Origin of the sequence: Roseobacter sp. TSBP12, from assembly GCF_009129705.1 — a bacterium.
In the GTDB taxonomy this organism is placed as follows: Bacteria; Pseudomonadota; Alphaproteobacteria; order Rhodobacterales; family Rhodobacteraceae; genus Celeribacter; species Celeribacter baekdonensis_A.
In genome coordinates, this window is sequence record NZ_PYIB01000007.1 from 91198 (window position 1) to 111612 (window position 20415).

At 57.3% G+C, this 20415-nt stretch carries 28 protein-coding genes and 1 tRNA gene; 13 read left to right on the top strand and 16 right to left on the bottom strand.

Annotated features, from left to right (window positions below; genetic code table 11):
• Positions 1-7: 7 nt before the first annotated feature.
• The 3 genes from bufB to C8029_RS02925 are packed head-to-tail and all read left to right on the top strand — an operon-like array spanning position 8 to position 2140.
• Positions 8-880 carry an MNIO family bufferin maturase gene (gene bufB / locus C8029_RS02915; protein WP_152002194.1) on the top strand — a complete coding sequence of 291 codons (873 nt, stop codon included), beginning with the start codon at positions 8-10 and terminating at the stop codon, positions 878-880.
• Entirely contained in the window at positions 877-1608 is a 732-nt protein-coding gene (locus tag C8029_RS02920; protein ID WP_009570972.1) for an HvfC/BufC N-terminal domain-containing protein, read from the top strand. The genes bufB and C8029_RS02920 overlap by 4 nt, the downstream gene beginning before the upstream one ends.
• On the top strand, positions 1601-2140 hold the full coding sequence (locus C8029_RS02925) for a DoxX family protein (protein WP_009570973.1): 540 nt from the start codon (positions 1601-1603) through the stop codon (positions 2138-2140). The genes C8029_RS02920 and C8029_RS02925 overlap by 8 nt, the downstream gene beginning before the upstream one ends.
• Here the strand turns inward: C8029_RS02925 and C8029_RS02930 are convergent.
• Positions 2119-2433 (bottom strand): arsenate reductase family protein, encoded by a 315-nt coding sequence (locus C8029_RS02930; RefSeq protein WP_040401952.1) that lies wholly within the window; start codon positions 2431-2433, stop codon positions 2119-2121. The two genes, C8029_RS02925 and C8029_RS02930, sit on opposite strands and share 22 nt — an antisense overlap.
• Positions 2434-2674: 241 nt before the next feature.
• Between C8029_RS02930 and C8029_RS02935 the strand changes: the two genes are divergently transcribed.
• Together C8029_RS02935 and C8029_RS02940 are read left to right on the top strand one after the other, a co-directional pair.
• Positions 2675-2881, top strand: a complete 207-nt coding sequence (locus C8029_RS02935; protein WP_009570975.1) for a cold-shock protein — start codon at positions 2675-2677, stop codon at positions 2879-2881.
• Between the two features lie 76 nt (positions 2882-2957).
• The gene (locus tag C8029_RS02940) at positions 2958-3605 is read left to right on the top strand and encodes a GDSL-type esterase/lipase family protein (protein WP_009570976.1); all 648 of its coding nucleotides are present in this window, start codon (positions 2958-2960) and stop codon (positions 3603-3605) included.
• A 58-nt stretch (positions 3606-3663) separates the two neighbouring features.
• Here C8029_RS02940 and C8029_RS02945 read toward each other — a convergent pair whose 3' ends face one another.
• The 3 genes from C8029_RS02945 to C8029_RS02955 all read right to left on the bottom strand — a co-directional run bounded on the left by C8029_RS02945 (position 3664) and on the right by C8029_RS02955 (position 5408).
• Entirely contained in the window at positions 3664-3975 is a 312-nt protein-coding gene (locus C8029_RS02945; RefSeq protein WP_152002195.1) for a hypothetical protein, read from the bottom strand.
• Positions 3976-4128: 153 nt separating this feature from the next.
• Positions 4129-4602 carry a dihydrofolate reductase gene (locus tag C8029_RS02950; protein WP_009570978.1) on the bottom strand — a complete coding sequence of 158 codons (474 nt, stop codon included), beginning with the start codon at positions 4600-4602 and terminating at the stop codon, positions 4129-4131.
• A gap of 11 nt (positions 4603-4613) precedes the next feature.
• Positions 4614-5408 (bottom strand): thymidylate synthase, encoded by a 795-nt coding sequence (locus C8029_RS02955; protein ID WP_009570979.1) that lies wholly within the window; start codon positions 5406-5408, stop codon positions 4614-4616.
• Between the two features lie 147 nt (positions 5409-5555).
• Between C8029_RS02955 and C8029_RS02960 the strand changes: the two genes are divergently transcribed.
• Both C8029_RS02960 and C8029_RS02965 read left to right on the top strand, forming a co-directional pair.
• Entirely contained in the window at positions 5556-5978 is a 423-nt protein-coding gene (locus C8029_RS02960; RefSeq protein WP_009570980.1) for a VOC family protein, read from the top strand.
• On the top strand, positions 5972-6724 hold the full coding sequence (locus tag C8029_RS02965; protein WP_193217577.1) for a DUF1194 domain-containing protein: 753 nt from the start codon (positions 5972-5974) through the stop codon (positions 6722-6724). The genes C8029_RS02960 and C8029_RS02965 overlap by 7 nt, the downstream gene beginning before the upstream one ends.
• 19 nt (positions 6725-6743) lie before the next feature.
• Here the strand turns inward: C8029_RS02965 and C8029_RS23075 are convergent, their stop codons facing one another.
• The 3 genes from C8029_RS23075 to C8029_RS02975 all read right to left on the bottom strand — a co-directional run bounded on the left by C8029_RS23075 (position 6744) and on the right by C8029_RS02975 (position 7703).
• Entirely contained in the window at positions 6744-6971 is a 228-nt protein-coding gene (locus C8029_RS23075; protein WP_502707577.1) for a winged helix DNA-binding protein, read from the bottom strand.
• Positions 6917-7240 carry a hypothetical protein gene (locus tag C8029_RS02970; protein WP_502707570.1) on the bottom strand — a complete coding sequence of 108 codons (324 nt, stop codon included), beginning with the start codon at positions 7238-7240 and terminating at the stop codon, positions 6917-6919. The genes C8029_RS23075 and C8029_RS02970 overlap by 55 nt, the downstream gene beginning before the upstream one ends.
• Before the next feature lie 148 nt (positions 7241-7388).
• A complete protein-coding gene (locus tag C8029_RS02975) occupies positions 7389-7703 on the bottom strand; it encodes a succinate dehydrogenase assembly factor 2 (protein ID WP_051130591.1) in 315 nt (104 codons plus the stop codon).
• Positions 7704-7847: 144 nt separating this feature from the next.
• On the opposite strand from C8029_RS02975, the gene C8029_RS02980 reads away from it, so the two are divergent.
• On the top strand, positions 7848-9050 hold the full coding sequence (locus tag C8029_RS02980) for a pyridoxal phosphate-dependent aminotransferase (protein ID WP_152002197.1): 1203 nt from the start codon (positions 7848-7850) through the stop codon (positions 9048-9050).
• On the top strand, positions 9047-9460 hold the full coding sequence (locus tag C8029_RS02985) for a hypothetical protein (RefSeq protein WP_152002198.1): 414 nt from the start codon (positions 9047-9049) through the stop codon (positions 9458-9460). Before C8029_RS02980 ends, C8029_RS02985 begins: the two co-directional genes overlap by 4 nt.
• A gap of 5 nt (positions 9461-9465) precedes the next feature.
• On the opposite strand, the gene C8029_RS02990 is transcribed toward C8029_RS02985, so the two are convergent.
• From C8029_RS02990 to C8029_RS03010, 5 genes are all read right to left on the bottom strand, one after another.
• Positions 9466-10824, bottom strand: coding sequence for an MATE family efflux transporter (locus C8029_RS02990; RefSeq protein ID WP_152002199.1), 1359 nt, complete (start codon positions 10822-10824; stop codon positions 9466-9468).
• Between the two features lie 76 nt (positions 10825-10900).
• Positions 10901-11791: an NAD-dependent epimerase/dehydratase family protein gene (locus C8029_RS02995; protein ID WP_009570987.1), complete on the bottom strand. Its 891-nt coding sequence runs from the start codon at positions 11789-11791 to the stop codon at positions 10901-10903.
• A gap of 19 nt (positions 11792-11810) precedes the next feature.
• Complete coding sequence (locus tag C8029_RS03000) at positions 11811-12371, bottom strand: lipocalin family protein (protein WP_152002200.1); 561 nt, start codon at positions 12369-12371, stop codon at positions 11811-11813.
• Positions 12359-12709, bottom strand: coding sequence for a hypothetical protein (locus C8029_RS03005; protein WP_152002201.1), 351 nt, complete (start codon positions 12707-12709; stop codon positions 12359-12361). Before C8029_RS03005 ends, C8029_RS03000 begins: the two co-directional genes overlap by 13 nt.
• Positions 12710-12734: 25 nt before the next feature.
• Positions 12735-13775 (bottom strand): aldo/keto reductase, encoded by a 1041-nt coding sequence (locus C8029_RS03010; protein ID WP_152002202.1) that lies wholly within the window; start codon positions 13773-13775, stop codon positions 12735-12737.
• Positions 13776-14056: 281 nt separating this feature from the next.
• Here C8029_RS03010 and metG point away from each other — a divergent pair, with 281 nt between their 5' ends.
• Together metG and C8029_RS03020 are read left to right on the top strand one after the other, a co-directional pair.
• On the top strand, positions 14057-15775 hold the full coding sequence (gene metG / locus C8029_RS03015) for a methionine--tRNA ligase (RefSeq protein ID WP_152002203.1): 1719 nt from the start codon (positions 14057-14059) through the stop codon (positions 15773-15775).
• 162 nt (positions 15776-15937) lie between these two features.
• Positions 15938-16855, top strand: coding sequence for a glycosyltransferase family protein (locus C8029_RS03020; RefSeq protein WP_152002204.1), 918 nt, complete (start codon positions 15938-15940; stop codon positions 16853-16855).
• Here the strand turns inward: C8029_RS03020 and C8029_RS03025 are convergent.
• Entirely contained in the window at positions 16839-17681 is an 843-nt protein-coding gene (locus C8029_RS03025) for a hypothetical protein (protein WP_009570995.1), read from the bottom strand. The genes C8029_RS03020 and C8029_RS03025 overlap by 17 nt on opposite strands.
• A gap of 78 nt (positions 17682-17759) precedes the next feature.
• Positions 17760-17845, bottom strand: a tRNA-Leu gene (locus C8029_RS03030).
• A 206-nt stretch (positions 17846-18051) separates the two neighbouring features.
• On the opposite strand from C8029_RS03030, the gene C8029_RS03035 reads away from it, so the two are divergent.
• The gene (locus C8029_RS03035) at positions 18052-18795 is read left to right on the top strand and encodes a rhomboid family intramembrane serine protease (RefSeq protein ID WP_040401958.1); all 744 of its coding nucleotides are present in this window, start codon (positions 18052-18054) and stop codon (positions 18793-18795) included.
• Positions 18792-19169: a GFA family protein gene (locus tag C8029_RS03040; protein ID WP_009570997.1), complete on the top strand. Its 378-nt coding sequence runs from the start codon at positions 18792-18794 to the stop codon at positions 19167-19169. Before C8029_RS03035 ends, C8029_RS03040 begins: the two co-directional genes overlap by 4 nt.
• Positions 19170-19213: 44 nt before the next feature.
• Here the strand turns inward: C8029_RS03040 and C8029_RS03045 are convergent, their stop codons facing one another.
• Positions 19214-19411 carry a hypothetical protein gene (locus C8029_RS03045; RefSeq protein WP_009570998.1) on the bottom strand — a complete coding sequence of 66 codons (198 nt, stop codon included), beginning with the start codon at positions 19409-19411 and terminating at the stop codon, positions 19214-19216.
• 194 nt (positions 19412-19605) lie between these two features.
• Positions 19606-20394 (bottom strand): inositol monophosphatase family protein, encoded by a 789-nt coding sequence (locus tag C8029_RS03050; RefSeq protein ID WP_152002205.1) that lies wholly within the window; start codon positions 20392-20394, stop codon positions 19606-19608.
• Positions 20395-20415 lie beyond the last annotated feature (21 nt).

Consider the following 20415-nt stretch of genomic DNA (forward strand, 5'->3'; position numbering starts at 1 on the left):
AGATGAGATGTTGGACCACCGTAACAGCTGGCGTGACGCCCGGCGTGACACCCTGCCCAATGGCGCGGGCATCGGCTACAAACCACAGCATTTTTCAAACCTTGCGTCGGGCAAATCCTCGGTTGAATGGCTTGAAATTCATGCAGAAAATTACATGGGCGCGGGGGGGCGGCCCTTGGCACAACTGCGTGCGCTCTCCGATCTGTTCCCGATCTCCGTGCACGGTGTTGGCCTCTCAATCGGCGGCGACGGACGGCTTGACCCCGACCATTTGGCACGGCTCAAACACCTGATCGACTGGCTGCAACCGGCACGGTTTTCCGAACATCTGGCCTGGTCCACCCATGGTGACGCCTATTTCAACGATCTGCTGCCCCTGCCCTACACCGAGGCCACATTGACCCGTGTCTGCGCCCATATCAACGAGGTGCAAGATCGGATCGGGCGGCAGATGTTGCTCGAAAATCCCTCCGCCTATTTGGCCTTTTCTGAAAGCACCTATGCCGAGGTCGATTTCCTGCGTGAGATCGTCAAACGCACCGGTTGCGGGCTTTTGCTGGACGTGAACAATGTCTTTGTCTCCGCCTCCAATTTGGCCTTTGACCCCATCGCCTATATTGACGCCTTCGCCCATGAGGCCGTGGGGGAAATTCACCTTGGCGGCCATGATGAAGACGCAGATGAGACGGGCGCGCCGTTGCTGATCGACAGCCACGGGCGCGAAGTGGCCGACCCGGTTTGGACCCTTTATGCCCATACCTTGTCTGTCGGCGGTGCCAAGCCGACCTTGATCGAATGGGACACCGATGTGCCCGAATGGGAGGTTTTGGCCGCAGAGGCCGACCGTGCCACCGCCCTGTTACAACGGGTGCCCGCATGACCCAATCTGCCTTCATCGCCGCCGTGCTTGACCCAGACGCCCCCGTCCCCATGGGCCTCACCGATGCGTCAGGCCACCCCGTAGCTGCGCGCTTTAATGTCTATCGCAATAATGTCGCGGTGAGTTTGAAAGAGGCGCTTTCGTCGGGTTTTCCCGCGATCAAATCTTTGCTCGGCGCGGCGTTTTTTGACGCGATGACAGGGGTTTACCTGCGCGCGCATCCGCCGAAGTCGCCACGACTGGCGCTCTATGGCGAGACGTTCCCCGAGTTTCTGGCCGGGTTTGAGCCCCTGCGCCACCTGCCCTATTTGCCCGATGTCGCCCGGCTCGAGTATGTCCTGCACCAAAGCTATCACGCCGCCGATGCCACGGCACTCACCGCGGATGCCATGCAAAACCCCGACGCGTTGATCCGCCCGCTGCGCCTCGCCCCTTCGGTGTTTTGGATCGAAAGCGCCTATCCCGTGACCCAAATTCACGCCGCCGCTCTTGGTGGGTCAAATCCCACAGGCGGGGGCGAAACCGCCCTGATCACCCGCGCCGCCTTCGACCCGGTGGCGACAGGCTTTCCTCCCGGCACCAGTGCCGTTTTGACGGCTTTGAACGCGGGGACGCCTCTGGGTGAGGCAATCGATTTGGCCCCGGCCGCGCTCGACCTCTCGGCCTTTCTCTGCGCCCTGCTGACCGGCGGAGCACTCATTTCATCGCAGGACTCAGCCCATGTTTGACCTTAAAAACACGTTTGATCGTATCAACAGCCTTGCCCTCTGCGCCCTGCCCCTGCTCGCGCGCCTCACCTTTGCCGGAGTTTTGGCCCGCTATTTCTGGGCCTCGGCGGCGACCAAATTATCCGGTCCGTTCACCCCAACCTTCAATGCCTACGCCCAGGTCTTCCCACGCAAAATGGAGGCGGCAGGCTATGACATTTCGGGCTTTGGCCTGTTTGAATGGGCGGTGGTAATGGCGGGCAGCTACGCCGAAATCATTCTGCCCGCGCTGCTTATCGTCGGCTTGTTCACCCGCCTCGCGGCCCTCGGCATGGTCGGCTTTGTCCTTGTGCAATCGCTCACCGATGTCATCGGCCACGGCGCCGATCCCGCCACCGTCGGCGCGTGGTTTGACCGGGCATCCGACGCGCTGATCCTGGACCAACGCAGCTTTTGGATGCTCGGATTTGCCGTACTCATCGGCTTGGGCGGCGGCTGGGCCTCGCTGGATCGGCTGATCTGGAACCGGGTTCAAGCCAAAACAGCGGCCTGAACATCCTTGCCCCAGCCCAGATACAAAACACCGTCCTTTTCGATCACCGGGCGCTTCATCAGCGTCGGGTGATCGGCCAGCAGAGCCAAAGGCGCGCGTGCCCGCTCGTCCTCTGACAAGCCCCGCCATGTGGTCGATCGCGTGTTCAAAATCGCATCGCCAAACGCCGCATGGAACCGCTCCAAGTCCTGTGCGGACAGCGGTTCGGCGCGAATGTCGCGCAATTCTGCCGAGAGCGCTTTGAGAGCCTTGCGGCAGGTGTCACATGTCTTAATCCCGTAAATGACTGTCATTTTGACCTCTTTTCGATTCACCAAACGCCCAATCCACAGCCCCAGCCGCTCAAAAAACCGCATCTGCGCGGTGTTATAAACTTGTTGCTTGCCTTATTTTCAACTTGAGGCAAACTTATCTCGTGACTGCTGACTTTCTAGAACGACCGCTCCTTCTTACGGGGCAGCTGGAAGACTTGGAAGACCAGGCTGCACCGGCCCGTCGCACGTTGTGGCGGATGACATGATAGGAGTGATGACAATGCCCACCGGCACTGTAAAATGGTTCAACACCACCAAAGGCTTCGGCTTTATTGCCCCCGATGATGGCGGCAAGGACGTTTTTGTTCATATTTCTGCCGTCGAGCGCGCGGGCATGACTGGCCTCGCCGACAATATGAAAATCCGCTATGAGCTGCGCGATGGCCGTGATGGTCGCGCCTCTGCGTCCGAACTCGAAGCGATCTGAACGATTTTTCGGTTGATCTTTGACGGTCCCGGGGCCACTCCGGGGCCGTTTTCTATGCACATTTTGGAGGCCACCCGTGCCCACGATCCTCACCTTTGGCGACAGCAACACCCACGGCACTCAGCCGATGCTCACGCGTCCTTCCGATCTGCCACGTCATATGCGCCGCTGGCCTGTGGTGATGGCAGAACGACTGGGATGGGATTTGATCGAAGAGGGCTTGCCGGGGCGGACCTTTGCCTTTCCCGATCCCGAAATGGGGCCGCATATGGATGGGCGTTTAGGCCTTTTCATTGCGCTTGAAAGTCATGGGCCGATTGATGCGCTGACCATCATGTTGGGCACCAACGATCTCAAGGCACAGTTTGATGCCACACCTGAAGACATCGCCGAGGCCGCCGCGTTTCACCTTGATGTCGCGCTCTCGGACGAGATGCAGGCGCGCCATGGCGGGTTTGAACCCTTTCTGATCTTGCCCCCTGCCCCACGCGCTTTGGGCGTTTTAGCCGAGCACTATACTGGCGCGGAGGCCAAATCCATGGCCACCTATGACGCGGTCCGCGCCATGGCAGAGGCCCGCGATGTGGCGGTGTTCGATGCCAATTCTGTGGTGTCGGTTTCTGAGGTCGACGGCGTCCACCTTGAAGCAGCCTCGCATGAGATATTAGGCGTGGCCGTGGCCGATTTCATCCTCTCGGAACGGGTTGAAGACGCCGCCGAGTGACAAAAACCCCGCCCCAGACACGGGGCGGGGTTTTGAATTTCCTTAACTTCGCAGAGGCTTAGCTTCCAGACCCCATCGAAATTCGCTCCGGCACATAATTCGGAGATTTCGGATCTGTGGTGTTTGTCGCCATCGCGGGCACATAGCGCCGCTGGCTCACGGGAGCGTCGCCATAGCCCGTCGCATTCGGCACACCGCAACACACCACGCCATTATAGCGGATCGGCTGCGTCCCTGCGGGACAGAAGTTTTCGACGTTTTTCTCATAGGCGAAATGTTTGACGACGGGATCATAGGGCTGGGTGTCCGCGGCAAACATCGGGCTCGCCCCAAGGGTCATCACAGCGGCAGTCAACGCGGCTTTCATCATTTTACACACTCCGAAACACGAGCCAATTGGGGCGTAAATCTCTATGCTTAAAGGATAACTCAGCTTGCGCGACTGCGGCAAGGATTTGATGGTTTGGGGAGCGATTGTTTCTAAATTTACAACATTGGTGTCATTTTTCAACATTGACCCAAATCACCGCATCCATTCCACAACCTCACACTTCGGCCCCTCCGCGCGCAGCACCATCCGCGACACTACGCGCCACGCGTTTGGGTCGAACGTCGGAAACCATGTGTCCGCGCCCTCGACCTCGGTGTCGACCTCGGTGATCACCAAACGGTCGGCCAACGGCAGCATGGCAGAGTAGATGCCAGATCCGCCCATGCCGTAGATGCGCGCGCGGCCCTCGGAGCGGGCAAATTGGATCGCCTCCTCAACGCTGGCAAAGACATGCTCATAATCGACGCCTTTTGAGGACACCACGATATTCAAACGATTTTTCAATGGCTTAAATGGAAGACTTTCCCAGGTGTTGCGCCCCATGATGACCGCGCCCCCCATGGTTTCCCGCATGAAAAACCGCAAATCTTCCGGCGCTTCCCATGGGATGGTGTTGTCTTTGCCAATGGCACCTGTGCGGTCGCGGGCGGCGATGAGCGTGATCATAATGAGGCTCCTTAGACCGCAACCGGAGCTTTGATGGCGGGATCGGGATCGTAATCCAGCACCTCGAAATCGTCAAAAGTGAAGTCGAACAGGCTTTTGACCGCCGGGTTGATCCGAATGGTCGGCAGTGGTTTCGGCTTCCGCGTGAGTTGCAATGCGACCTGCTCCATATGGTTGGAATAGATATGTGCGTCACCGATCGAATGGATGAAATCGCCCGGCTCATAGCCCGTCACCTGCGCCAGCATTTGCAGCAAAAGCGCATAAGACGCAATGTTGAACGGCACGCCGAGGAACATATCGGCGGAGCGTTGGTAGAGTTGAAGGTGCAGTTTTCCACCCAGGATTTTGACCTGCCAAAGGGTGTGACAGGGCGGCAGCGCCATATTGTCGACCTCAGAGGGATTCCACGCGGAGACAATGAGGCGGCGCGAATCAGGAGTTTTCTTGATTGCCTCGACAAGATTGGCGATCTGATCGAATGTGCCACGCTCCCCGCCCGGCCATTTGCGCCATTGCGCACCGTAGACCGGACCCAAATCGCCGTTTTCATCGGCCCATTCGTCCCAAATCGTCACCTTATTGTCGCGCAGATATTTGATGTTGGTGTCGCCGGAGAGAAACCACAAAAGCTCATGAATGATGGCGCGCAGGTAGAGTTTCTTGGTGGTGACCAAGGGAAACCCGTCGCTCAGCGGATAGCGCGCCTGAAGCCCGAAATAGGATCGCGTTCCTGTGCCAGTGCGATCGGTGGTGTCAACGCCATGGGCAAGGATGGTTTTCAACTGGTCATGGTATTGGTGCACGGCATTATCCCCAAGATGTAGTAGGCGCGAGTTTGGCCTCAGTATTACTGACGCAGAGGGGCAAGCCAAGGCGGAACCTGTGGCAAGGGGATGGAAAAGCGCCCACAAAGGGCTAGAGTTGCACCAAACAAACTAAGGAGAGGCAAAATGCGCTATTTGCACACGATGGTTCGAGTGAAGGATTTGGAAAAAACCATGGCGTTTTTCACGTTATTGGGACTGCGACAGATTCGCCGCATGGACAGCGAAGCGGGGCGGTTTTCGTTGATTTTCATGGCCCCCGAGGGACAGGAAGAGTGTCCGGTGGAACTGACCTACAATTGGGACGGCGACGAGGGCCTGCCCTCAGACAGCCGCCATTTTGGCCATCTGGCCTATGAAGTCGAAGATATTTATGCGCTTTGTCAGACACTTATGGACAATGGCGTGGTGATCAACCGACCGCCGCGCGACGGGCACATGGCCTTTGTGCGCTCACCGGACAATATTTCGATCGAGCTTTTGCAAAAAGGCGAAGCCCTTGCTCCGAAAGAGCCTTGGGCGTCGATGGAAAGTGTTGGGCATTGGTAAAAACCGCCCTCCTCAGCGCGATTTTCGCCGCGTTTTTGACGGCAGGATCGGCGCAGGCCGAGACCTGCCGACAGGCTTTGGCGCTGGGGCTGGATGTGTCTGGCTCGGTCGATGCTCGTGAGTGGCAATTGCAGATCGAAGGTCTCGCCCGCGCCTTGGCCTCCCCCGAGGTGACGCGGGCGTTTTTGGCTGTCGAGGGCGCGCCGGTTTGGATCACCATCTACGAGTGGGCGGGTGACGCCTCGCCGCGCGATTTGGTGCCTTGGGTGGCCATCCGCAGCCAAGACGACCTGCAAGACGTGCAACGCAAATTGCGCAGCTTAACGCGGGTGCCACATGGGCCGGGCACGGCCATGGGCGAAGGCATTCGGTTTGGTGGAGCACGGTTGAGCGAACGTCCCGGCTGTTGGCGCTATACGTTGGATATTTCCGCCGATGGCCGCTCCAACATGGGGCCTCGTCCAGAGCGGGTGCGGTTTGAACCGAACCTCAGTGACGTGACGATCAACGGATTGATTGTCTCGACCGGATCGGACACCGCCGACGCGGCGGCGGTCACCCGCGAGCTTGATGGTTTGGAACGTTATTTCAGAGGGGCGGTGATCAAAGGTTATGGTGCTTTTGTCGAACGCGCCGAGTCGTATCACGACTATGATCGCGCGATGACGCGCAAACTTTTGAAAGAATTACAAACACTTACAATCGGCTGGTTGGACATTCCGCCCGATCAAAACGGTCAAAATTGACCTGTCTGACGACTCCCGTTCAGTAGATATAGCGAATCTGATCGGCCCAATACCGTTCAACGCGGCGCAAAGAGGTGTTGATGTCTTCGATTCCCGCAGAGGAAATCACCCCTTTGCCCTGCAACCCCTCGGCATGACGTGAAAACAACTCCGCCACGGTGACGCGGACATGATCGCCCTTGGCGGTCAGTTTCACCCGCACCGAGCGGCGGTCAATTTCACAGCGCTGATGGTGCATATAGCCCATATCCACCAGCTTTTTGAGGTTATAGGAGACGTTTGAGCCTGATAATACCCGCGGGTTTTCAATTCCCCGGCGGTCACCTCGTTTTCACCGACGTTGAACAGCAAAAGCGCCTGAACCGCGTTGATTTCCAAAATGCCGACCCGTTCGAATTCATCCTTGATCACATCCAGAAGCAGGCGATGCAGCCGCTCCACCAGTGACAATGCCTCAAGGTACTGAGACATAAAGGGGGTTTCGATTGGTTTTACGAATGCTGAATGCATGCTCATCTGTGACTCCGCCAAAGGCTATTTGAAGGACAGATTGACCGGAATTTCCCAAAATTCAGTTAAACAGCATAAATTTTTCCAATCTCGACAAATTGGCGGAAAAATAGCGTAGACTGGGCGTGGGTTTAGGAAAGGATTTGGTAACCTTTTAGCCCATAAGACCCCAAGAGGGATGATCCGCATCCGCAATCACTCGCTCCAACATGGATTTGAGATGATCCGGCACGGGTTTAAGCCCGGTCGCATAGGATAGCAAATCCTGATCATGCTCATCCATCAGCGTCTCAAACTCGTCCAAAGCCGCCGCGTCCATGTCTGCCAAATGCGCATCCGCATAGCCGCCGATCAAAAGATCCATCTCTTTGATCCCGCGCCGCCACGCCCGGATTTTGAGCCGCTTCCGACGGATTTCAATGCTCTCACCCACCGGCTTGACTGCGTTTTTGGGGCTGAACTGAGGCATGGCGATCTCCAACTCTGTGACGTTTTGTGCACCCATATCAAGATTATCGCACCCATACCAAGATTATCGTCAAGCGACGCTTGGCGCGCGGCCCTTTTTGGCGCTATCACTAGGCCAAACCCTTAGCACAATGGACACTTTCCCATGCCTTTCCTCTCCGAGACTCTGTCGCGTGTCAAACCGTCTCCCACCATCGCCGTGACCAACAAGGCGCGTGAATTGAAAGCCGCGGGCAAGGACGTGATCGGCCTTGGTGCGGGTGAGCCGGATTTTGACACGCCCGAGCACATCAAAGCGGCGGGCATTCGCGCCATCGAAGAGGGCAAAACCAAATACACCGCCGTGGATGGCATCCCGGAACTCAAAGAGGCAATCTGCGCCAAGTTCAAACGGGACAACGGGTTGGACTATACCCCCGCGCAGGTCTCTGTGTCGGGCGGCGGCAAACAGGTGTTGTACAACGCGCTGGTGGCAACCTTGAACCCCGGTGACGAGGTGATCATCCCGGCGCCCTATTGGGTGTCCTACCCGGACATGGTGCTTTTGGCGGGCGGCGTGCCCGTGGCGATCGAAGGCAAGCTCGATCATGATTTCAAAATCACCGCAGCCCAGCTTGAGGCCGCGATCACGCCCAAAACCAAATGGCTGATCTTCAACTCACCGTCCAATCCCACGGGTGCTGGCTATTCCAAAGCCGAGCTCAAAGAACTGACGGACGTGTTGATGCGCCACCCGCATGTGTGGGTGATGTCGGACGATATGTACGAACATCTGGCCTTTGACGGCTTTGAATTCTGCACACCCGCCGAAATCGAACCCGGCCTGTATGAGCGCACATTGACGGTCAATGGCGTGTCCAAAGCCTATTGCATGACCGGTTGGCGGATCGGCTATGCGGCGGGGCCGGTGGAGTTGATCAATGCGATGCGCAAGGTGCAATCGCAATCGACCTCGAACCCTTGTTCGATCTCGCAATATGCCGCTGTCGAGGCCCTGAACGGCCCGCATGAGTTCATCGCGGTCCACAACGAAGCCTTCGTGCGCCGCCGCAATATGGTGGTCGACATGCTCAACGCCGCCTCCGGCATCACGTGCCCGACCCCGGAAGGCGCGTTCTATGTCTATCCCGACATCGCCGGATGCCTGAACAAAACCTCCGCAGGCGGGGCCAAAATCACCAATGACGAAGAGTTCGCCACAGCGTTATTGGAAGAAACCGGTGTGGCCGTGGTGTTTGGTGCGGCCTTTGGCCTGTCGCCCAATTTCCGCGTCTCTTACGCCACCTCGGACGCCGCCCTCAAAGAGGCCTGCACCCGGATTCAGAACTTTTGCGCGGGGCTTTCATGAGCGTCGCTCTTCCCCAGTATTATTTCCGTATCCGCGAGAACGGTGCCTTCGTCTTTCGCGTGGATACGGAAAACCGTCAACGCCGGATCGAGATGGATCACATCGCGGCGGTCAACATCAAGAATGGCGAAATCAAACCGCAAGGCGGGCGGGAGCTGTCTCCCGAGGACAAGCGCATCATCGAAGAGTGGATGGCCGAGCGGGTTGCGCTTTTGGCAAAGCGCGATATTGACGACATACACCGGGCGATTGATTACCTCAACCTGACCGCGCATTGGGCACAAACGCGTGCGACCGACGATCAGTTGGAGAATGTCACAGATGCGCTTTTGCTGGCGATGCATGACCTGCGCACGGTCTTGGTGCGCAAAAAGGCGGATCGGCTGTTGCAAGACCGCGGCGAGGGCTAAGCGCTTTAGGCCTCGCGCGAAATCCGCGATTTTTGCACCCAAAAGCGGTAGCTCATCAACAGGCAGGCCGAGGTCAGGCCAAAGACAAAGCCCATCCAAACGCCCTCTGCGCCCCAGCCGATGACAAAGCCGAACAGGTAGGCCACGGGCAATCCGATGACCCAATAGCTGATCGTTGCCAATACCATCGGTACGGCGGTGTCATGCACCCCGCGCAGCAAGGAGAGCGCCACAACCTGCCCCCCATCCGAGAATTGCACCATCGCGGCGAAGACGATCAGAACGCCGCCAATGGCCAAAACATCCGCGCGCGCTGGTTCATCGGGGGCAATGAACAAGCCGATGAGAAAATCCGGGAACAATAAGAACAAAGACGACGACACGGCGGCCATCATCAGTGACATCACCACAACCACCCGCGCCCCTTTGCGCAGATCCGCCTCATCGCCACGCCCCATGGCGTTGCCGGCACGAATGGTTCCGGCCTGTGACAGGCCGATCTGGGTCATAAACGCAATGGCGGTGAGTTGCAGCACAATCCCATGCGCTGCCAAAGTCGCCGTACCGATCCAGCCCATCATCAAGGCGGCCGCATTGAACAACCCGACCTCCGCCAGCGAGGTCAGTCCGATGGGCACACCCATGCGAAACACGGTACTGAACATCGCCCAATCGGGTTTGAACGGGTTGCGGAACAAATCATTTTCGGGCGTTGCTATTTTGGCATACACCGCCAGCGCCACCATCATCAATGTCGAGACGATGAGCGAGGCGATGGCCGAGCCCAACACGCCGAGTTCCGGCATCCCAAATCCGCCAAAGATCAACATATAATTGAGCAGCGCGTTCAGACCGACCGCGCAGATCACCGCGATCAACACCACTCGGGTGCGCTCCAGCGCCGAGAAATACGACCGGAACACCGCGACCACCAGGGCCGGGATCATTTCAAACCCCGCGACCGCCAGATAGGGTTTGGCCATGACGGCGATATGCGGTTGTTGCCCGAGTGCGATCAAAACCTCGTCGGAAAATCCAAACACCGGATAGATCACCACGGCGGCAATGATGGACAGCCAAATCGCCATCCGCGTGGCCCGCCGCACCATGGTCACATCCCCGCGCCCCGCCGCCGTGGCGACCAAGGGCATCACGGCAAAGGCAAACCCTGCCAAGAGGATGAACAACACGAACCAAAAGCCCGAAGCCAAGACCAGTGCGGCCAGTTCGTCCAAACCGTACCAACCCATCATGATCACATCGGTCATATGCACGGCAAATTGCGCAAGCTGACTGCCCGCCAATGGCAGACCCAGCACCAAAACCCGGCGCGCATGCTCCATATATGTCCGCTCAATCATCATGCAGGGGGCTATAAGCGGGATTTTTCAAACCGCCTAGTCAAAAATCCTGCGGACCCCCATCAGCAAATGCGAAGGGTCAGGGTTTCAAGACCTGCCGCCAACCGTGTTTGGGCGCAAACCCCAACAGCCGCTTGGCCTTCTCGTTGGAATAAAAACTCTCATCGTCGCCCATCTCGCGCAGAAACCGCACATTCGGATAAAACCGTTCGGCAATCTCGCGCGTGCGCAGGTTCACCGAATGATCATCATTGGCGGCGTTGAATATCTCAAACCCCAACCCGTCTTTCGCCAACATCAAATCGACCATCTGCCCCAAATCGCGCGCGTCGATATAGGCAAAAATGTTACGCTCCCGCATGGCCGGGCGTTCGAAATAGGTCGGGAAATTGCGCTCATATTCATCCGGTTCGATCACATTGTTGATGCGAATGCCGTAAATGTCGATGCCAGAGCGGCGCTGAAACGACCGCGCGGTCACCTCATTGGCAACCTTGGACATGGCATAGCTGTCCTCGGGCACAACCGGGTGATCCTCATCCACCGGAAGATATTCGGGCCGGCGTGTCCCATCGGCAAAACAGACGCCGTATGTGGTCTCGGAAGAGGCAAAAATCACCTTTTTAATGCCAAGCTTCACCGCCGCCTCAAGCACATTATAAGTGCTCATCACATTGACGCGGTAGGTTTCATTGTCCGGTTTCAAAAGGATGCGCGGCACGGCGGCGAAATGCACCACCGCGTCACATTTTGGCACCCCTGTTCCGGGCTCCAATTCATCGAAATTTGCGTAGGATGTCAGGGCGTTAAATACTTGGCCACTGTCGGTCACATCGACCGTCAGATTGTCCACCCCTGGTGCATCCAGAGGCACCAGATCAGCGTTCAGCACCCGATGTCCACGCGCCACCAGATAAGGCACGACATGACGCCCGGCCTTGCCTGAGCCGCCTGTAAACAAAATCCGCATCTTTGTCCCTCCTTGAGGTCTATTTGCGCCGCGCCGGTCGCAGCCGGGTCACGTCATAGCCGTTCCACGCCAAAATCTCATGCACCGCGCGCTGCCGATCCGGCGGCAGGCTCATCTCGCGCGACAACACATGCGCCGCCCCCAAAGGCGACCCAATAACGGCCACATGATATTCGGCATCGACCCAAAACACCCAAATCTCGTCGCCCTCAAAGGCAAAGCGCCCCGGCCCGATCCGTTTGGCCAGCCCCTGACGCGGCGCGCCATCGGCACAGGGGCCTTCGGTCACCATCAGATCGCCGGATGTTTGCCGGGTAAACGTCACCGCGCCGATGACGCAGGATTTGCCGTCGGGCACAAACGCCTCAACCTCATACCAGCGGCCAGAGAATTTCAGCGTATCCAACGTGGCCAAAGAGGCCATCGCCACCTCGGGATTGCGTGTGCCGGTGGGTTTGAAGGCCGAGCCGGGAGTCACGCATCCCGCAAGCAGGGGCAGAGCAACAGCACCAAACAAGAGGTTTCGCACATGAAAATTGCACAAATCGCGCAACCCGCGGTTTTGGATCACTCCACGCATAATGTCACCCGCCGCCCTTCCGCATCCAGCAGCTCGTTACAGCCAAACAGCGGCTCGATCGGGCTGCAGCTTTGCGAGCGCGCCAGACAATTGCCGGTGCTGCACTCCGAGGATGTGGAACAGAATTTCCCTGCATCTTTCGGCGTCATGAAACAGGCCAAAGCCCCGGACGCCCCGCCCGGTTTGAACGCCCCACCGCGACCCTCGCAGGCTGCCTTTTGCGATGTGGCACCCGGATCATACCCCGCAAGCCCATAGCCCCCGCCCGCCTCCGGCGCATCCGATTGGCAAGCCGTAAGGGCAAATGTGGCAAGCGCAATCCAAAGAGCAGCCCGCATGATGTGATCTCCTGAAGCGCCTCACTTAGTAAGGCATGGGATGGGCTTTATAGACCGCTTCGATGTCTTTGAGCAGCTCTTTTGACAGCGTCACATCGCGTGCATCCAAAGACTTTTCCAACTGTTCCACAGAGGTCGCGCCGATGATCGGCATGGTGTCAAACGGACGGGTCAGGGTCCAGGCCACAGCCATCGTCGCCGGGTCGATTCCGTGTTTTTTCGCGATCTCGACATAGGCGTCCACCGCAGGCCAGGCGCGCGGGCTGACCCGACCGCCCAGATCGCCATTCAGATCAAGACGCGATCCTTTCGGCACCACAGAGCCGCCCTTGTATTTATCGGTCAAAAGCCCGGCGGCCAACGGCGAATAGGCCAAAAGCGTCACCTCTTCATGCACCGCCAATTCGCCCAAATCGAGGTCATAATGGCGGCACATCAGCGAATATTCGTTCTGGATCGACTGCATCCGCGGCGCGCCCATTTCCTCGGCCAAGCGCAACCATTGCGCCATGCCCCATGCGCTTTCATTCGAGGTGCCAAATTCGCGCACCTTGCCAGCCTTCTGCAGCTCCGTCATCTTTGCAAGAACGGCCCGCATGTTGTCCAAAACCTGATCTTTCGGTGGCTGCGACGAGGGGTCAAATGCCCAGTTTTGGCGGAAATGGTAAGAGCCGCGATCGGGCCAATGGAATTGGTAGAGATCGACGTAATCGGTCTTGAGCCGTTTGAGCGAGGCATCAAGGCGCGCCTCAAGATTTTCGGCGGTGATGCCCTCTTTATTGACACTGCCGGTGCCGGCAATTTTGCTCGCGATGATCCAGTCCGCGCGCCCACCGCGCGCCGCAAGATATTCGCCAATGATCACCTCGGTATCGCCCGCCGTTTCCACCCGGACCGGGTTGACCGGGTACATTTCTGCCGTGTCGATAAAATTGACACCAACCTCTTTGGCGCGATCAATCTGGGCGTGGCCCTCTTCCATCGTATTCTGTGTGCCCCAAGTCATTGTCCCGAGACAAATCTCAGACACCATCAGATCGCTCTTGCCAATTTTGCGCAGTTTCATCGCATCATGTCCCTTATCTCTGTCCGGCCTATACTCAGTCAGGCCGCCAACCCCGTTTGCGCGCAACCTAACGTACTCGCGCCTGAGGGCAATCAATCATCGCGCCCTTGGCCTGAGAGATTTCGCCAAGGCGCTTTGCATCCCTTTGATCACGTCGGTTTTGCGACATATCCATGCGCAATGGCGCGAAAACCCGCGAACAGGCGCTGCCCTCTGGCCCTTTCGCCGCAGCCGCGCTAGAGAGGCTAAAGACTTTGCAACGGACAGACCGGACGACGCACATGGCACGCACGCTCATCACCTCAGCCTTGCCCTATATCAATGGGATCAAGCACCTCGGCAACCTTGTCGGCTCGCAATTGCCCGCCGACCTTTACGCCCGCTATCGGCGCGCGCGGGGCGACGAGGTTTTGTTCCTCTGCGCCACCGACGAACACGGCACCCCGGCCGAGATCGCCGCCCAAAAGGCGGGCAAACCCGTGGCCGAGTATTGCGCCGAGATGCATGATATTCAGGCCGAGATCGCTGCGGGGTTCCGTCTGTCCTTTGACCATTTTGGCCGTTCGTCGAGCGAGCAAAACAAAATCCTGACCCAACATCTGGCCTCCAAACTGGCCGAAAGCGGGTTGATTGAGGTGATCGAAGAAACCCAGGTCTATTCCGTCACCGACGGGCGTTTTTTGCCTGATCGCTACATTGAAGGCACCTGCCCCAACTGCGGCTACGACTCTGCACGCGGCGACCAATGCGACAATTGCACCAAACAGTTGGACCCGACCGATCTGATCAACCCGCATTCAACCATTTCGGGCGCAACCGATCTTGAGACTCGTGCGACCAAGCACCTCTATCTCAAACAATCGAACATGCGCGGCGCATTGAGCGAGTGGATTGAGAGCAAAACCGATTGGCCCGTGCTCACCACCTCGATTGCCAAAAAATGGCTCAACGATGGCGACGGCTTGCAAGACCGGGGCATCACCCGTGATCTGAGCTGGGGCGTTCCCGTGCAATATGAGGGCGCGCCTTGGACCGGGATGGATGGCAAAGTGTTCTACGTCTGGTTTGATGCGCCGATCGAATACATCGCCTGTGGCGCCGAATGGGCGGCCAAACAAGGGCTTGATGACGCGGCTTGGGAGCGCTGGTGGCGCACCGACAAAGGCGCTGATGATGTGCGATATGTGCAATTCATGGGCAAGGACAATGTGCCGTTTCATACCCTGTCCTTCCCCGTCACCATGCTGGGGTCGGATGAGCCGTGGAAGATGGTCGATTACATCAAATCGTTCAACTATCTGAACTATGATGGCGGGCAATTCTCCACCTCGCGCGGACGCGGCGTGTTCATGGATCAGGCGCTGTCGATCCTGCCGTCGGATTACTGGCGCTGGTGGCTGTTGTCCCATGCGCCCGAAAGCTCTGATTCCGAATTCACCTGGGAAAATTTCCAATCCAGTGTGAACAAAGACTTGGCCGATGTGCTGGGCAATTTCGTGTCGCGCATCACCAAATTCTGTCGCTCCAAATTTGGCGAAGAGGTGCCTATGGGCGGAGACTACGGCGATCAAGAGCGCGCCTTGATTGCCGATTTGACCGAAAAAGTCACTGACTATCAAACCCATATGGACGCCATTGATGTACGTAAAGGCGCCAATGCGCTGCGTGCGATCTGGGTGGCGGGCAACGAATATCTGCAATCCGCAGCCCCTTGGTCGACCTTTAAGGAAGACCCGGAATTGGCCGCGATGCAGGTGCGCATGGGGCTTAACCTGATCGGGCTTTACGCGCGCCTCTCGTCACCCTTCATCCCGGACACGTCGGGAAAATTGCACACGGCTCTGGCGCTTGACGCGCTTGATTGGCCCGAAGATGTCGCAGGCTGCCTATCCTCCCTGACACCCGGCCATACATTCGTTGTCCCCGACAATTTGTTTGCCAAAATCTCCGATGAAGACCGCGAAGACTGGCAGGAGAAATTTGCCGGGACGCGGAGCTAACACTCAGCGCCTTAAATGTTCGATTTGTACCTACCGCGTCCAGATTCACGCATGATCTGGACGCAGTATTTTGCACATCCGTGTCGGGAAATGGACTGTATCAAAGTCGCGTTTTCTGACATGGTGTCCCGGAGCAAAGACAAGCAACACAGGGCCTGACGCATGACGTTCGATGATCTGGACATCGCAATTTTTTCCTATAACCGCGCGGCCTATTTGCAAAACTGTGTCATGTCAGTTCAACGGCATTGCCCCGGCGCGCGCCTCACCATTTTCGATGATGCCTCCACGGACCCCGACACTCTGGCCTATCTCGCAAGCCTGCCCGAAGGCATGGTAGTTCAACCCGGATCGCAAGATGCAGCGGGACGCCACGGCGGGCTGTACTACAATATGCAGCGCGCTTTGGACCGCGCAGATCGGACCCTTCTTTTGACCTTGCAAGATGACACGCAGGTCGTGCGTTCATTGGATCAATCCGATTGGGACACTATCCTATCCGCGTTTGAAACAGATCCGCAGCGCGCTTTTCTTTCCGTTTTGTTCATCAAATCCGTTCGCGAAACCCGTTACAAACGCCTGTTACGCCCTGTTCCCGAACAGTCCCTCTATGATCTGCGTAACGATCTCTCGGCCCAAAATCACGCCAAAAGGATGGCCTATTTCGACATCAGCCTCATGCATGTTGATCGCTTGCACGCCGCCCATTGGCAGATGCAAAATAGCGAGGCCGCCAATGTCGAACAGGCCCGTAGGCTTTTCGCCCCGATGCCAACAATGGCCCATCCTTTTGTGTTTTTCTGCCCCGAAGTGCCGTTTTTTCGCAATCGCGGCCAATCCCTTGCGGCCAAGCTCGCCCTGCGTGTGGTGGGCAGGGATGTGAAAACCCTTAAAGACATGACGCCGGCCCAGATCAAAGCGATGAAAACGCGTGACATGTCCACCTATCCGGTCGCCGAAACCTTTTTGGAGGCAGACAACCCCAAGGTGCGCAAACCCTTTGTCTATAAGGACGTCAAAGCGCGGTGGTGGCTCAGCGCGTTGCACAAAATTGAACAAGCCCTCAAAGGGCGGCGTTAACCCGCAGAACCCCATCCAAAAACGTCTGAAACTCATAGGTTTCACAGAGATAGGTTGCACAGGCCTCAAAGGTTTCGCGCGCCTGTGTCTCATCAAATTCGGCGCCCAATTTAAAGTAATGCTGCCCCGCAACCAACCCCGATGCAAGCGGCTCAGACACCATGACTTTTCCCGCGCGCATGGCGGACAATAGGCGCGGTGCTTCGGTATAAGTGCCTGCATCAAAATGCAGGTTTAAGACTCCGGCATAGGGTCGCAACGCCGTGAGCAGATCCTCATTAAAATATTGACCGTCAAGACCACAGGCCCGCTCTGCGTATCCATCCAATGCGGCTTTGCGCCGCGCATTGAGCGCGCCGAAAAAAATCAAACGCGGGTCGGAGGCCGGACAAAATTCAGGGGGGACAGTTGGAAAAATATGCGGCCCATAGATGATCTTATTCGCCAAATCAGGGGCATATTCTTGATAAAATCTTTCATTGGAGGCGGAGAGATCCAACAAAACATCGCACCGTTTCAACGCCGAAAGCACCGCCTTGCAAAACCTGCGGTTGCGGGACGCCCAAAGCGGATGGCCGGACTCGTCGTAAAACTGCTCGGTTTGAACTGCTATTTTCAAACCACGACGCATCCATTCTGCCCCAAACCGCTTGTGAACCCCCATGTAGACCCAAACTGGCCCTTGATCCCCCTGTACATTTGACGGCACCAATCCCGCGACAATATCAGCACAGATTTGATCCAGGATCGGCTTTTTCGAGAGGAACTGAAGCGCACCGACGCCCCGGCGGAGTGTTTTGGAAAAGGGAGGGAAGAGGTGGCGCATCACATTTGATTCCTACAGGTCTCATCTCTTGCGGCCTGCTGCCCTGGGGCAGGCCCTCCCACAAACACGAAAATGTCTTGGTGCCCGCGGCCGGACTCGAACCGGCACGGCCATTCGGCCGGGAGATTTTAAGTCTCATGTGTCTACCATTCCACCACGCGGGCACGCGGGGCTGTGATGGCAGACCATACTGCCGGCGCGGGCAGTGTAAAGAGGGAAGCGGCGCTTGAGAGCAACGAAAGCACGTGCGAAAAGTCTTCCACACAGGTTTTGGCAAAACGCTGTGCAACATTGCGATACTGGCTTTTAACACGTCCGCCCTGCCGCAAATGAATTGCCAAAGGCTTTCATTCTCGATCAAAGTGGCGGCATGTTTCCAATTCGCGACCACAACCCTTCCCGCCGCCCCGCGCTTGTCACCTATGCGTTGATCGCGCTCAACGCGGCGGTGTTCATGGCCATGCTGCCCTCATATGGCGATGATCGGGCCTTGCTTGGCCTCTATTCCACCTGGGCGATGGTGCCCGCACGGATTTCCATGGGGGATGGGTATTACACTATGCTCACCTCCATGTTCATGCACGGCAGCGTCCTGCATATTGCCGGTAACATGCTGTTTTTGTGGATCTTTGGCGATAACCTTGAGGATGAGATGGGGCATCTGCGCTATCTTGGATTTTACCTGTTCTGTGGTCTGGCCGCCGGGCTGGCGCAATATATGGCCGCCCCGGATGCGCGTGTGCCGATGGTCGGGGCCTCTGGCGCGATTGCCGGGGTTTTAGGCGGCTATATGCTTTTGTTCCCAAAGGCGCGTGTCGATGTCTTTCTCTTTTTCATCATCTTTTTCAAAGTCATCCCTCTGCCTGCATGGTTGATGCTTGGGCTTTGGTTTGCCTTTCAAATTGTCGGCGAAGTTGGCGCGAGCGGCAACGGGGGCGTGGCCTATCTGGCCCATATCGGCGGGTTTATCGCCGGAATTCTTGCCACCTATCCGCTTTGGCGGCGCCTCGGCGGGCGGGCGTTTTGGGATCGCACAGACGGCGCACCGCCCCACTCTGAGGCCCGCTATCGGTTCCAACCCACATCCGTACCCAAAGTCAGAAGGCGCAAATGACCCAAGATTTCAGTACCCCCGTGACCGTGACCTGCCATTGCGGTGGGGTCGAACTCAACGTTCAGCTTTTGGACGGGTTAAACACCGCACGACGGTGCGATTGTTCGCTCTGTCGGCGGCGCGGGGCCATTATGGTGACGGCAGCCTTGGGGGGGATCGAGGTCGTAAGAGGCGAGAGTCTCAGCCTCTACCAATTTGGAACAATGACGGCGAAACATTATTTTTGCAGCATATGTGGCATCTACACCCATCATCAACGCCGCTCGAACCCGCAGCAATACGGGGTCAACGCCGGGGCAATTGTGGGGGTGAACCCGTCCGATCTCTCAGACGTGCCGTGGATGGATGGCGTGCATCATCCCGCGGATCGGTAATTCACAACGTAAGGGATAGCCGTGGATCAGCCCGTCACAATTGATCAGTTCGTCACAATTGAAATGGCTGACAAGGTCGTGTCGATATTCGCCGCAGACACATCCATACCCTTATAAATAAGTGCAATAATCGGGATCGCCAACCCGATGATCGCCGATACCAAAACAACCCAATCAACGGTCACCGCACCGTTTTCGTCGGCCACATAGTGCCGGATAGACTTAAGAATTCGACGTGTCACGGTTTTATCCCTCCAATGATCCGTTCGATTTCCCATGAAAAAACGACGAAAATTGGGCGGATACCGGGCAATTCACAGCCTATCCGGTGAAAAACGGACCTTACCCAAGGCATTGTTCACGCCACGACGGGTAAAAGCCTAATTAAATGTAAATTGTACAGAAACGCCGTAAACACGCGCGACCCGACTCTGGCTCAGGCGGCCCGGATCACGTCGGCAAAGCGGTTGAACAACGCCTCATTGGCGCAAATCACTTCACCATCCTCAAGCGCATTGCCTTCGGGGTGCAGCGGTTCGACGATACCACCGGCCTCTTTCACCAACAAAAGCCCCGCCGCCATGTCCCAGGAATTCAAACGGCGCTCCCAGAACCCGTCATAGCGCCCCGCCGCCACATAGGCGAGATCAAGCGCGGCCGCGCCCCAACGGCGCACACCGGCACAGGCCGGCAACACCCGCGCCAAATCGCGCAGGGTTTCGGGCAAATCGGCCCGACCGCCAAAGGGCAGGCCGGTGGCAAAAATCGCCTCGATCATTTTCGAACGACCAGACACGCGCAGACGCATGTCATTCATCCAGGCACCATTGCCCTTTTCGGCCCAGAACAATTCGCCCTTGGCCGGGTCAAACACCACGGCGGATACAATCTCACCCTTATGCTCAAGCGCAATCGACACCGCCCAATGCGGCAGGCCGTGCAGAAAATTTGTCGTGCCATCAAGCGGATCGACGATCCAGCGACGGGTCGGATCCTTGCCCTCAACGGGTTTGCTTTCTTCGCCCACCCACCCATAGGTCGGTCGTGCCTCCATCAACATTTCGCGGATGATCTGCTCGGCGGTGATATCGGCTTTGGACACAAAATCGCCCGCGCCCTTGGACGAGACCTGAAGGTTCTCGACTTCGCGGAAGTCTTTCACAAGAGAGCGCCCCGCGCTACGTGCGGCTTTGATCATAACGTTGAGATTGGCACTGCCTTGCATGGTCCGGGCTCCGGGTCAGAG